The sequence below is a fragment of the Erwinia papayae genome (assembly GCF_058241465.1).
On record NZ_JBZCHT010000015.1, the window covers coordinates 94,480 to 106,049 of the forward strand.

At 42.0% G+C, this 11,570-nt stretch carries 12 protein-coding genes; all 12 read right to left on the minus strand.

Features of this window, described 5'->3' with window-relative positions; genetic code table 11:
* Nucleotides 1-8: 8 nt before the first annotated feature.
* A complete protein-coding gene (pilP, locus tag AC3RPL_RS26770; RefSeq protein ID WP_490742192.1) occupies nt 9-416 on the minus strand; it encodes a type IV pilus biogenesis protein PilP in 408 nt (135 codons plus the stop codon).
* Nucleotides 403-1,776 (minus strand): type 4b pilus protein PilO2, encoded by a 1,374-nt coding sequence (gene pilO2, locus AC3RPL_RS26775; protein ID WP_490742193.1) that lies wholly within the window; start codon nt 1,774-1,776, stop codon nt 403-405. Before pilO2 ends, pilP begins: the two co-directional genes overlap by 14 nt.
* Nucleotides 1,766-3,520, minus strand: a complete 1,755-nt coding sequence (gene pilN, locus AC3RPL_RS26780) for a PilN family type IVB pilus formation outer membrane protein (protein ID WP_490742194.1) — start codon at nt 3,518-3,520, stop codon at nt 1,766-1,768. The genes pilO2 and pilN overlap by 11 nt, the downstream gene beginning before the upstream one ends.
* The gene (locus AC3RPL_RS26785) at nt 3,468-4,424 is read right to left on the minus strand and encodes a hypothetical protein (RefSeq protein WP_490742195.1); all 957 of its coding nucleotides are present in this window, start codon (nt 4,422-4,424) and stop codon (nt 3,468-3,470) included. The genes pilN and AC3RPL_RS26785 overlap by 53 nt, the downstream gene beginning before the upstream one ends.
* Nucleotide 4,425: 1 nt before the next feature.
* Nucleotides 4,426-5,937, minus strand: coding sequence for a type IV secretory system conjugative DNA transfer family protein (locus tag AC3RPL_RS26790; RefSeq protein WP_490742196.1), 1,512 nt, complete (start codon nt 5,935-5,937; stop codon nt 4,426-4,428).
* Between the two features lie 24 nt (nt 5,938-5,961).
* On the minus strand, nt 5,962-6,312 hold the full coding sequence (locus AC3RPL_RS26795; RefSeq protein ID WP_490742197.1) for a hypothetical protein: 351 nt from the start codon (nt 6,310-6,312) through the stop codon (nt 5,962-5,964).
* 1 nt (nt 6,313) lies between these two features.
* On the minus strand, nt 6,314-7,327 hold the full coding sequence (gene virB11 / locus AC3RPL_RS26800) for a P-type DNA transfer ATPase VirB11 (RefSeq protein ID WP_490742198.1): 1,014 nt from the start codon (nt 7,325-7,327) through the stop codon (nt 6,314-6,316).
* Nucleotides 7,327-7,515: a hypothetical protein gene (locus AC3RPL_RS26805; RefSeq protein ID WP_490742199.1), complete on the minus strand. Its 189-nt coding sequence runs from the start codon at nt 7,513-7,515 to the stop codon at nt 7,327-7,329. Before AC3RPL_RS26805 ends, virB11 begins: the two co-directional genes overlap by 1 nt.
* Before the next feature lie 2 nt (nt 7,516-7,517).
* On the minus strand, nt 7,518-8,753 hold the full coding sequence (locus AC3RPL_RS26810) for a TraB/TrbI/VirB10 family type IV secretion system protein (RefSeq protein WP_490742200.1): 1,236 nt from the start codon (nt 8,751-8,753) through the stop codon (nt 7,518-7,520).
* Nucleotides 8,737-9,537, minus strand: coding sequence for a TrbG/VirB9 family P-type conjugative transfer protein (locus AC3RPL_RS26815; RefSeq protein WP_490742210.1), 801 nt, complete (start codon nt 9,535-9,537; stop codon nt 8,737-8,739). The genes AC3RPL_RS26810 and AC3RPL_RS26815 overlap by 17 nt, the downstream gene beginning before the upstream one ends.
* A gap of 2 nt (nt 9,538-9,539) precedes the next feature.
* Nucleotides 9,540-10,316: a VirB8 family type IV secretion system protein gene (locus tag AC3RPL_RS26820; protein WP_490742201.1), complete on the minus strand. Its 777-nt coding sequence runs from the start codon at nt 10,314-10,316 to the stop codon at nt 9,540-9,542.
* A 181-nt stretch (nt 10,317-10,497) separates the two neighbouring features.
* Complete coding sequence (locus AC3RPL_RS26825) at nt 10,498-11,424, minus strand: TrbL/VirB6 family protein (RefSeq protein ID WP_289347201.1); 927 nt, start codon at nt 11,422-11,424, stop codon at nt 10,498-10,500.
* Nucleotides 11,425-11,570: the final 146 nt, after the last annotated feature.

Consider the following 11,570-nt stretch of genomic DNA (forward strand, 5'->3'; position numbering starts at 1 on the left):
TATCCCTTTCAGTTTAGCGGGAATTGTTTTCCATCCGTAATCCTACGAACCATTACACCATTCAGGCTGATACTCACTACCTGATAACGTCCCCCAGGTAAGAACTCACCAGTGGTGACAGTTCGTGTTGTTCCGTCAGGTAACGCAACGTTAGCTTTTCGACCATTAATTTTTACCAGCGAAGGTATTACTTCCGAATTTTGTTGATTTGATGATGTAACAGCGCTAGTTGTATTATCTTCACTATCACCGTTAGCTTCACGTTTAGCTTTATTAGCTGCGGCTTTAGCTTCATAATAGAACCTTTCGCTCTGGAGTTTATCCAAATCTCCCAGAGTTGTTACCTCCGCATGAGCAATTCCATATAAAGAAATAAAAACAAATGAAAAATAGCGACTAAATCTACCGAGAACCATATACAGACCCCTCTATTTTATACTGAATTGTGCTACTACCCGTATCAACCGTGTAAATAATTTTATTCAACCTGATTCCGGAGAACTCATCTCTAACAAAGATAAGTTGCGGTGGAATGGCCGTTTCCACATCGAAGGTATACTCTTGCCAATCCTGTAATGGCATTTTTTCCCCGAACTCATTTTTATCAACATCCTTGATTTCAACTGCATTAAGGGCTGCATTGATATTCACCCTCTGAAACAGAGAAATGATTTTAAGCAACTGCTCACCAGAATCAGTTACCGGGTCGTCCCCATTAGGTTTTACTGAGTTTTTTATACTAAAAGTAATCAGCGACGTTTGATTAAAAAAGAATTTCGCCTCGACACCGAAGATATCCCGAATTCTTTTAACAACATCTTTAGTTGTCGTAGCTGAATTCTCAGGCCGGATAAGCGTCACATTAAGTTCGGTGCTATTGCACTCAACTGTAGTTGGTATCCAGCCTGATACAGACAACGGCATACGGTCCTTAAGATGTGAACACGAAGCAAGAAATTCTGATACCGATGGTGTGCTTGTCCAGGGGTGTTTTAACTTATCAAGCGCTGTTTTATAGCGGGCCTGCCGATTTATCTCCTCAATTTTCTGAGCCTGTATTATACGAAGCTGCCTTAATTTCTCCTGCTGTCGTGTATTATATTGATTAAGCAAGAGCAAAATAGAAATGACGACTATTGTTGCTCCCGCCAATGCTAATAACTGGTTTTTGGTCATGCCCCACGTGAGAGGCTTCAGCCTGAAATCCTTTGACAGATTTTTTGGACTAAGCAGAACATCAAGCTCAAGAGAAGTTGTGACAAAACTGAAACGCTCTGTATCTCCGTACACGGGGATATCCATTCCAGTAGTGTTTCCCCGTAAATCTGATTTCAGATCAATAATGACCTGGTTAAGTTGCGATTCCTGGTATATTTCATCTGAGTAGGGGTGAATCCCTCCTTTCTCGGTCTTTCCAACAAGGGTAAAAATATCTTCGCCCTGTTCGTCTTTTCCCAGACTGATAACAGCAATACAGCATCCCTCAAGCAGGGATGCCAGTGTGACGATCAGTGAATAACCCCCTCGAAGTTTTTTCTTCGTCCTGGGAGCAAAACCGGCCTGGATAGAGTCACTTTTCCTGATAGCAACCACATCCAGTTTGCGTTCTTTACCGATTCGACGAACTTCTTTCATCAGGTTACGAGTTGCACGTATCGTTTCCCATTGCAGGCCAACAACGAAACGCCGCTTATGATATTCAAGAATATGAATGCGTCCCTCATCTACTGAGGTTAAATCAACTTCAGAACGACGTGTTTTATTTTTAGCGAACATATGGTGTCACCGTAATAACAAAACTCTGTTTTGTTTTCGCTCCTGACAATGCCCCACCGAATAAGATATTGTTTGGTGAGCCAACGCCCTGCCTGTTTGAATCATTCGTATTCTGCTCGAACCCACTCATAATTAATGTCTGCCCCGGTTTGAGCCAAACTCGCTGCTGCAATGAACGGGTATCAATATCAGGTGCTTCAATTTTCTGCGTGTCGGAAGTAATAGTGCGGATCTGTTTAAGGCTGGATATATCCATAAACATATTCAGCATAAGACGATCTGAGTCTTTCAAAATCTTTGGCAGTATTGTGATATTTGTACCCGTTGTAACGCTTCCCGGAGTCAGCGACTGCGTAGGAACAGTATTGTTTCCTGTCGCATAAGCTGTTGTAGACACGTCTTTAAGATACGTTGTTTGCTGACCAACAAGAACAGGCGCAGCGGCCATGTTCGTTGTCATGATGGTACTGTTTTTTACATCTGTAACTTTGGCTTGTTTCGACAAAGCATCAAGCAGGAAAGATGATCCGGCAAACTGAGCTGCCGCGCCTGTTGCTGTATCCAGTACGTTAAATCCACCGGAAATAGCATCGCTCGACATACCGCTATTGGTATTAACGAGCGACATTCCATATTTGCCATTCAGGGATTTCCAGACAAGCTTCCAGTCAATTCCGACCATATCGGAGGTATCAGTATTAACCGTGTAAGTGACGACCTTTAAAATCACCTGCCGACTAAGAGTACTGTTTTCCTCATCCAGATACTCACCGATCCGGCTCACAACGTCAGGAACGTCTGTCACCATCAACGTGCCGGTAGTTGCATTCAGGCTCAGGCGGCCAACACCGGGAGTTAACATGCTCTGTACTGTACCTTTAAGATCAGAGTAGAGGTTGTTCCCCATCTGTACATCAGACGACATAGTAGAGCCGCCAGCCCCTGAAACACCGGAACCCGATCCACTGCTGCTGTTGCTGCTATCAGTACCAGTGGAATTCGATAACCCACTAACTACAGTACCTTTTAGAGTATATTTAGCATCAGCTGGCTCAATATCAAAACGACGAGTTTCGAGGTAGTAGAAAGTTACCCCGCCATTTTCATATTTCCATGAAATCCCAAGTCGCCCGGAAACAAGATCCAGTAACCCTCCCAGCCCACCTGCATAACTGACATCTGTAAGCGTGCTTACAACTGCCGCTGTAGTTACAGCGCTGTCTGTAGCGGTAGCAGAGTCTGCACCAAAAGATGCCAGAGGCTTCATTTCATCACTGCTGACGACAGGAGAAGGAACAGAAGCCAATCGCTGAGTCCTGGAACCACCGCTGCCGCCGTGGCTAAGGTAGGATGCTGCATCAGGAGTAACCTGGATTCTGATACGGCACTGTTCACCTATATCCTGACTGAACTGAAATATGTCCTGTGGTTTAATTGTCTTATATGTTACCTGACAATTAATAATTTGACGCGGGGCATTATATTTTGGCTTTGGCAGCGGAGTAGTGTTTACATATTGGCTACTTTTAAACTGAACCACCGGGGAATTATCCCCCATTTGCTGTATTAATGATGAAGCTTTAATTCCTGTATCTTCTGCATCTTTTTTTACTTCATTCATTCGCTGGAAAGCACAGCCGGATAGCAGCAACGCCGGAATGACGACAGATAATATATTTAGTTTCATAAATTCACTTTTGATCGCTGATAACGATGAGGCATTGAATTGGATATCCGGTAACATAAATCGGAGCCGGTGCGTTTTTATAAAGTTCAAATAACTGACGTGTAGCGTCTTCAAGATTTGCACTGAAAAATGAAAGTGGATAATCCACTGGATAATCATTATCCGTATCTTTTCTTATTCTCCATTTACCGTCCATTGACGGACATTTATCTTTAGATACCCACTCTTCAAAACCTTTCAACAGTGATGGGCCTTTATCAATTTTCCATGCTTTTAATACAGGTAAAGGTTTGGTAACTGGTTTGGGTTTCTCAGGTACTTGTTGTGCAGAAGGCAACGTCGCAACTGGCACCAAAGGAGGATGCAGAACGTTAACATTTTCAGGTGTAGCGTCGGGGCGACCATCATTGCGCGTCGCTACACGTACTACCTTTTCATTCATCAATTTGTTGCCAGGGGTTAGCACAGAGCTGGCTGGCTTAATTGCCGGGGCAGAAAAGTAAATGACAACCTCTTTTGTGGAATCATTGACAGTAGAGGTAAGCCCTGCGCTGGCAAGCATTCGCTGTAACACATAAGGCCACTGATCGTTCCCCGCCCACGAAACCTTACCACGGAACTTCTGAGCAACTTCTGGCGACAACTTAATCCCCCATGAAGCCGGAACCACACTTCGCACGGCTTTGTAGAGAGGTTCATTCTTCCCGTTTGACAGAACTAATAACGTTTTATCAGAGTAGGGCTGTATTACTGGAGTGGTAATTCCCGGCTGCTGTTTGGCCGTTACATTATCCACCTGCTGACTCCCTACATTTATGTAGCTCGGCGCTGCTGACGCTTGCACTGGAACTGATTCAAAACTTACCCAATCACCTTTAGGTTCGCTAAGTTTTGGTGGAGAGCTACATGCTGATAATGCATTAGTAGTTAGCGCAAGCAGAATTAATTTATTTGTTTGCATGTCAGTGCCTTTTATTTATCTCACCCTCAATCACTGCTGAGAAGCTATCATTGAAATCCGCATTGATTGAGCTTTCACTTTTCCGCATTGGAACAACTATTCCGTCGAGCTGCGTTCTGGTGGCAATAGGAATCTTGGGTGTTGGTAAATTTGCTCTGGACTTAAATACCTCTTCTTCATACCATTTTATTTTTCTTGCTTTAATGTTTACAGGTTTCGAAGAGTTACTCCCCTGGACAAAAATAAGTTCCTCGTCATAAGGCATATCAAGGATTTCTTGCGGTAACATCAGAGGGCGGGACTGAACATTTCTGTTCCGGGTTCTGCTCCTGTTCTTCCCTCCTGTACTGTCTGAATAACTGACAACAGGAACTGTAGTCGTACCAAGCGCCTTACTGTATTCCTCGGCGGCGGCGAAATCCTGTTTTGCTGGAGCAAAAACAATCTCGATATGAAACGCATTCATCATGCCATTGGCTGTTTCAACACCATACATGTTATTAGCCCGGAGCTGGGATTTAGTCTGGAATATAAAATTAAATCTGAACCCATACCCACGAAGCAAAGCAGGGCCATTTTCGAAAGCTTTAATACGCCCCATAACTTTTGTTTCATCCATGAACATACCAATCTGATACTTTAATCTTAATTCTCCATCTTCATCCAGACCTCCATCTTCTGGTAAGACTTTTGAATTAGCCCTCATCAACTGAGTGAAAAACAGATTCATTAACGTTCCAAATTTCTCTACTGCTCCTTCAGTTACAGAAAAATAAACACTCATTTTCTTTTCACGCATTTTAGAGAAATCAATATCATTACCAGATACAGCCCAGGCAACTTTTTTCTCACCGTACACGCCAAGAACTTCTGAAAGAATATCCATATATATACCCCATGATTTCGGGTTAGCAGACATGGAAACCACATTCATTAATTCACGTACTGTTTCAGCTGATAATGGTCTGTTTTCATTATCACGCGATTCTATTGTGTCTGATATCCATTGAGGTAATTCTTCGCCCAAACTGGTTATCTCATACACCTGCGGAAGCGTCAGAGGTAATTCTGGCGTCTCCATTAAATAAAGAATAAGCGCAGAGCAAACCTTACCTGCATTGTTGTAAAAAGATTGATTATTCCCATCTGGATCGACAAAAAGCGTCGATGATAGGGATTTTATATCCCCGAACCTGTCAAGTTCATCCGTTGATAAAAAAGAAAGTGGATTCCAGCGATGTGTTTCAAGCAATTCAGGAGAAAACCTGTAACATTCGTGTCCACATGCAGCACGAAAACCTGACGTAATGTTCCAGTTTTCAAACTTGGGGTCATTCACAGCCGCTGAGTCAGGGAAGGATAAAAGATTAACCACAACAAAACTAACCCCCTTACCGCTGCCTGGAGGCGCAGCAAGTAAAATAAAGGTTTGTCCATATGAAGTGAGGAATATATTTTTAGTCGGATGTTTACCTATGATAATTCCGGGGTATTTCTTCTTTTTCTTAGTCATTTCTGTTCCTTTAGGGAAGTTGGATTAGTTGTAATCACCTTTATAATGAAATGGTTCAAGTTCTTTATTATTTGCGAATCGAGCATTGCCGTACAACGAGTTATTTTTTGGCATAAAGTGTAACCACAGCACTACCACAACGACCAGAACGGGAAGGAAAATTATCCATGCAGTAAGTACACTCCCCCATATTGCACTTGAAAATTCAGGATGCCGATAGGGTAAATGAACTCCATTATATAACGTCCACCATGTAACCTCAGAAAAGGAATAACCTGCAAGGTGCAGATATAGTGCGCCTCCTGCATAGTTTCCTATTACAATGCAGATGACGACAGCGACAATAAAGATGATTATCCAGAGTAATATTTTCATATTATACCCCTGATATGCCATTTAAAAGGCGATTTTTTATTTCTGGCTCATAATGTACTTCAAGTATTTCGGTATGATGCATATACAGAACAATATCAAAAGATGTTCTTACCCGTCGTTCGATGTAGTCATAGTCCAGCCCCATACCTACTGGAGACTGTTTTACCATGCCACAAACACGGCCATAGCCTGAAAGAGTATCATTTGCATGGGCGGTTGTTATGGTTCCGGGATGCCCGGTATTCAGTAACTCCATAAAATCCCATGCTTCATCACCTGTTAATTCGGCCAGGAAGATATGGTCTGGCTTCATACGCAGAGAACAAGAAACAAGTTCTTTAGGCGTCATTATATCGCCGTAAATCAAATGTACATGATTAGGATGAAGGGGAAGCTTTAATTCATTTACAGCCTCAATTGTCAGCATCCGACGATAAGAAGGGAAAATGTCTACTAATGACTTAGCAAACGTTGTTTTCCCGGAACCTGTTCCCCCAAAGATGATAATATTTAGTTTCTTTTCTATCGCCAGAATGAAAAATCGCTCCCAATCTTTTATCCGGTGATATTCTTTTAATTCGACCTGCCATGATTCCAGCTCATGCCCTCTGCCCACAACCGCTTGCGCGTTAGCAAAACGGCCACTATTGATATAGTCCCGCAAGGTGAAACGTTGCAAAGAAGGTTTACGGAATGTCATAGATATGCTTCCTTTTTCACAGGCAGGAGGCATTACTATTAATCCGCGCTCATTATCAGGGAGTTCAACTGTTTTTATAGGTGACTTTGCTGTCAGGCTCTGATTATTATATGCAGCAAGGGCGTTAGCCAGCTTCTGACACATACTTAAGTCAAGACCTGCTCTTTCTTCACAAAACCACCCTTTATCACTTTCCAGCCATATCTCGCCGGGCCTGTTGATTGCTACATCCCTAATACCGGGACGGTTCAGGCACTCATATACTCCACTTTGTTTAAGGAAGTCTCTGGCAAGGGCTGCATTGTCAAAAGACATTAATGAACCTCCATTTCATCATCGGAGAAGAAGTAATCATCCATTGATATAATATTTTTTGTTATAACCTCATTATTTAACATCGAATCACAATCTATCGATAACCTACCACATCCTGAGTTATTCAATGAATCCAGAACATCAGTAAGTTCTTCAATTGAAATATCCCTTGTCTGGAATTGCGCCATTTTTAGTTCCTTACCTTGCGAGTCTTGAATACAGAAGAGAAATCAACATCCTGTGCAACGATTACGTTAATAACCGTTCCCGGTAATACATAACCTGTCGGAGGAATATTTATACTATTCTCAAGAGCTTTAGATGCCATATTTTCAGCATTGCTTTCGCTGTTATCGAAAGAATAAGTGGAGTTGTTTTTCTTGGTTGCATTGGCTGCACTGGCAAATGCATCCTGAATGAATGACAACATGACAGCCCCACCAAAGCGTTCGCCATAATGATTGTCAACATAAGCCTCTGTACCACTTTCTCCCATTGCACCAGTACCAAGCGCGTTGAGGTTTGCCCGAACCCCAGCAGTCGTCTCCAGATCCGTCCAGGTAGTGAATACACTACTTTGTCCCGGCCGCATTTCAACTTTCTGCTCACCATCCAGCTCTGCGCCAGCCTCAGCAAGAATCACGCTACCATCCGAAGAGTACAAAGGCTGAGTCAGGATGCACTTCACAAAGCCCGGATGATTGGTTTTTACCGCGTTATACAATGCACACCGCACGTTAGCTTTACGTTTAAGCAGGAATTTGCGATCCGGCGAAGGATAAGCTGCTGTTGGCGCATAACTGGTGCCCTTTAAGTCAGACAGACTGCCTCTGGAGTTATCTTTAGGTGCCCCCAACAATGCGCTATTGTCAACGTCTGGTGTGACCGGTTCTGCATTAGCATAAGCTTTGATTCGCTGTTCATCCGGGTCAGTTCCCGCACTGGCCGTTGAAGATGAACCGCCCCCTCCACTACCGCTATCCTGAACCAATACTCCCCCGGTCAGCTTACGCAAATACGCCTGGTTTGGCTGCGCGTCTTCCGGGGTTACATTTCCAGATGGCGACGGCGGTTTCCTTTGTTGCCCCTGTTCTTCCTGCTCCCTCTTTTTCCGTTCTTCTTCCTGTCGTTGTTTGATTATGAGGTCTCTTTTCTTCTGAATATCATCATCCGTGATCGGTTTTGCAGCCAAAGCAGCATCAGGTTTCACTTTTGATTCATCAATTTCTTCATGTTGATTAGCATTCATAGCGCTGTAAGCGGAATAAAAAATAATGCCAATAGTCAGAATAATGAAAAGAACACCACCACCAATTACAAGAATTATTTTAGCTCTGGGTTTCTTATCTTTCTTGACACCAAGTAGATTGAAATCCCCTCTCGGCACATTTACAGGCGAATCATCGGCATTATTCTTTTCGGACATTTTTAGTCTCCCTTATCTCTCCCGTAGTTGTGCCGTTATAATTATAAAACCCGGTATTATTCACACTTGTTCTGATTGCCAGCACAAGTTTATTCAATCGTAATTTAAACATCGAACTTACGCTATGAATAACAAGAATGTCATTAACATTATGGAAATTGACTAATGTTTCAGTTCCATCAGGCAAAACTTCGTAAACAACCGGGCGGGGGGCATTTGTTGGAAATCTCATGCAGGTGAACGTTCCGTTGTCCCAGACTTCCGATGGCGAGATAATCAGATCACCTTTCTTCTCATAGCGTCTGTTTTCTCTCCCTGAACATGGATTCTGATTTAAATCCCGCCCAACAAATGGGCTATCTCCTACTTTAGTCGGTTTAGGGTAATTAAATCGTAGTAAATACGTGGATTGTGCAACGTCTTTAACTAACTTTAATTCGAAAACATAAGTCCGCCTGTTTGTATTAACGATAAAGTTTGTATCAGGCTCCTGATCCGTTTTGGCTTTTATCGCTACCATATCCCCAGATTTGTTTGGGCCAATATCCCAGGCATTAGGATCACCTGTTACCATAATGCCATCATCTTTCCAGATTGTTTCTCCAGCCTCTAGCTTGATAGAAGAGGCTCTTCCGATTACTGAATTTATCCTAAAAACATTATCCGGGGAGTAGGTAGCTGTCTGAATACGCTTATCAAGTTGTGTTCCTTTGCCAACCGTTTCTGCATGAACCACAGAAGCAAGAGAGGCGAGGATACAGAACGCCAGCAAGTTCTTTCTCATGGTCAATATCCCACCTCCTGACTCAACTGATATGATTTGACTGCAAACCCTCGCGGATTCATCCACTCATCCTTTTTAGATTTTGGTGGTTTACTGTAGTCAAAACTTATCGTTGCCAACCATGTAGTTGAAGGAATACTGCTATCTGGCTGACCGATATTATCAGTTACAGTCTTATTGAATCGTATTTGTATGGTTGAGAGCTTTCCATCATCACTGGTTACGGGATCGCTGACATTGCGAATAGTTACTCGCAGCTGTTGCTTGTCAGCCAGTTTCTCAAGGTATCCCTTTTTGGAAAGTTGGAAATTTTTATATTCAGTGAAAATATTAGGATATGAACTCATTTCAATAAATTTAGACCGAAAGTCCTGATTTGAAATGTCATAACTTTCCCTATTGAGAATGTACGTTACAGACCAGTATGCATCATCTGATTTAAAAACACTTTGCTCTGCTCCGGGGCGTACTATATCCGTAAATCCGGAATTGTTATCCACACGAATGACATACGGCACTACCGTTTTTAGCGGCGTAAGTAAAAGCACAGCGCCGATAGACATAAACGCAAGCGTACCAAAAAACATACTTAGCCTTTTGGCATTTTTGACTTTTTTCTTTTCTTCTTCTGCTACGTGTTTTTCAAACCATTGTGCGGCCTGTGCATAAGATCTAGCTGCCTCAGAAATATTTCGGCCCACTTCCGAGGTGGTATTATTCCTTCCTTTTTCTACATCGTAGTTTTCTTTAATAAGTTCTTTTTTTCTTTCACCAAACATATTACTCTCCAGAAGAATTATTCGCATCGAACTTATTAACTTTTATCCAGTCGTCAACATGCCTGTTATCCTTAACTGGCGAACCACAGCCTGATAAGAAAAACAAACAAATAAACGACCACAAATATAATTTCATGGTCATAATTAAGTTCACTATTGAAGTTAATCGGTACAGGAAGGGTCAAGCTGGTTTAATGCGGTTCCTGAAAGCTCCAGCCATTCGCGTAGCAGCCCCCAAACCAGTTGGCTTAAGGAGTAATTTTTTCAAACCATGAACACCACTAGGCGAACCACCCATTACTGATGCTGCATAATTTGGAATTTCTGTTGCAATTACCGTAAAAGTACCGAAATAAAAAAGAACAGCAAAAGCTCCTTTAAAAGACCCACTCATCACTCCATTAGGATCTGATGTCATCACATATGAATTCAAAAATGATATTTCTAGCGTTATAGCAACACCAAATATTATTTGCGTCAACATAAACCCTCCGAGCAGAGATACCCACCCCCAGAAATATTGACGTGTCTGATCGAACAATCCAAATGCAATAAATAATGGTCCAACAACAAGAAATAATGAGGTGGCAAGTTTCAATGTCATTAAAGTTGCTACACAAACACCCAAAAAAGGAACACCTCCTAGCAAAAAGCAGATTAAAACCAAAATACTACCTACAGTTTCTTTCAGATGGGATATCGGAGAAATATCCATGTTTTGAAGAAAATCCCATAGACCATTAACAAAGGAGTTAATCAGTGCATCTACTTGATTATTCCCTACTGGTGTATTAGAAAGTTGTTGCATTGTCCATATTGGCATATCGTTAACAAAGGGAACAACAATATGCATATACGAATCGACGTGAAAAGCACTAAATATTATGAAAGATGACTTAATCGCATGAAATATTTCCTCCTGAATAAAACCATTGAATCCTTTAAAATACCAAGACAATGCATTGAGTGTTTTATCAATCACAAAAAAAGCCCCGAAAAGGGAACCGACACCAATCATTAGTAATGAGGTGCCGGTTGATATTGTTCCTGATAATGCGCTATCGACTGCTTGGTATAGAGTTTCCGCAATACGTAACTCTATCGCCATATTTTACTCCGGTTGTTTCACATATATAAAATTTTCAGCTATCAACTTCCCAGATTTAATATACATCGAAGCAAGGCCATTAGCGTACATTAAAGTTGTTTCATTTTTAACCTCCCAATCATTGTTATTCACAATCACATCGTCAC

What these genes read in the sequence shown, in the direction of transcription:
- pilP (WP_490742192.1), bottom strand. Translation starts at nt 416, where the DNA reads ATGGTTCTCGGTAGATTTAGTCGCTATTTTTCATTTGTTTTTATTTCT.
- pilO2 (WP_490742193.1), bottom strand. Translation starts at nt 1,776, where the DNA reads ATGTTCGCTAAAAATAAAACACGTCGTTCTGAAGTTGATTTAACCTCA.
- pilN (WP_490742194.1), bottom strand. Translation starts at nt 3,520, where the DNA reads ATGTTACCGGATATCCAATTCAATGCCTCATCGTTATCAGCGATCAAA.
- AC3RPL_RS26785 (WP_490742195.1), bottom strand. Translation starts at nt 4,424, where the DNA reads ATGCAAACAAATAAATTAATTCTGCTTGCGCTAACTACTAATGCATTA.
- AC3RPL_RS26790 (WP_490742196.1), bottom strand. Translation starts at nt 5,937, where the DNA reads ATGACTAAGAAAAAGAAGAAATACCCCGGAATTATCATAGGTAAACAT.
- AC3RPL_RS26795 (WP_490742197.1), bottom strand. Translation starts at nt 6,312, where the DNA reads ATGAAAATATTACTCTGGATAATCATCTTTATTGTCGCTGTCGTCATC.
- virB11 (WP_490742198.1), bottom strand. Translation starts at nt 7,327, where the DNA reads ATGTCTTTTGACAATGCAGCCCTTGCCAGAGACTTCCTTAAACAAAGT.
- AC3RPL_RS26805 (WP_490742199.1), bottom strand. Translation starts at nt 7,515, where the DNA reads ATGGCGCAATTCCAGACAAGGGATATTTCAATTGAAGAACTTACTGAT.
- AC3RPL_RS26810 (WP_490742200.1), bottom strand. Translation starts at nt 8,753, where the DNA reads ATGTCCGAAAAGAATAATGCCGATGATTCGCCTGTAAATGTGCCGAGA.
- AC3RPL_RS26815 (WP_490742210.1), bottom strand. Translation starts at nt 9,537, where the DNA reads ATGAGAAAGAACTTGCTGGCGTTCTGTATCCTCGCCTCTCTTGCTTCT.
- AC3RPL_RS26820 (WP_490742201.1), bottom strand. Translation starts at nt 10,316, where the DNA reads ATGTTTGGTGAAAGAAAAAAAGAACTTATTAAAGAAAACTACGATGTA.
- AC3RPL_RS26825 (WP_289347201.1), bottom strand. Translation starts at nt 11,424, where the DNA reads ATGGCGATAGAGTTACGTATTGCGGAAACTCTATACCAAGCAGTCGAT.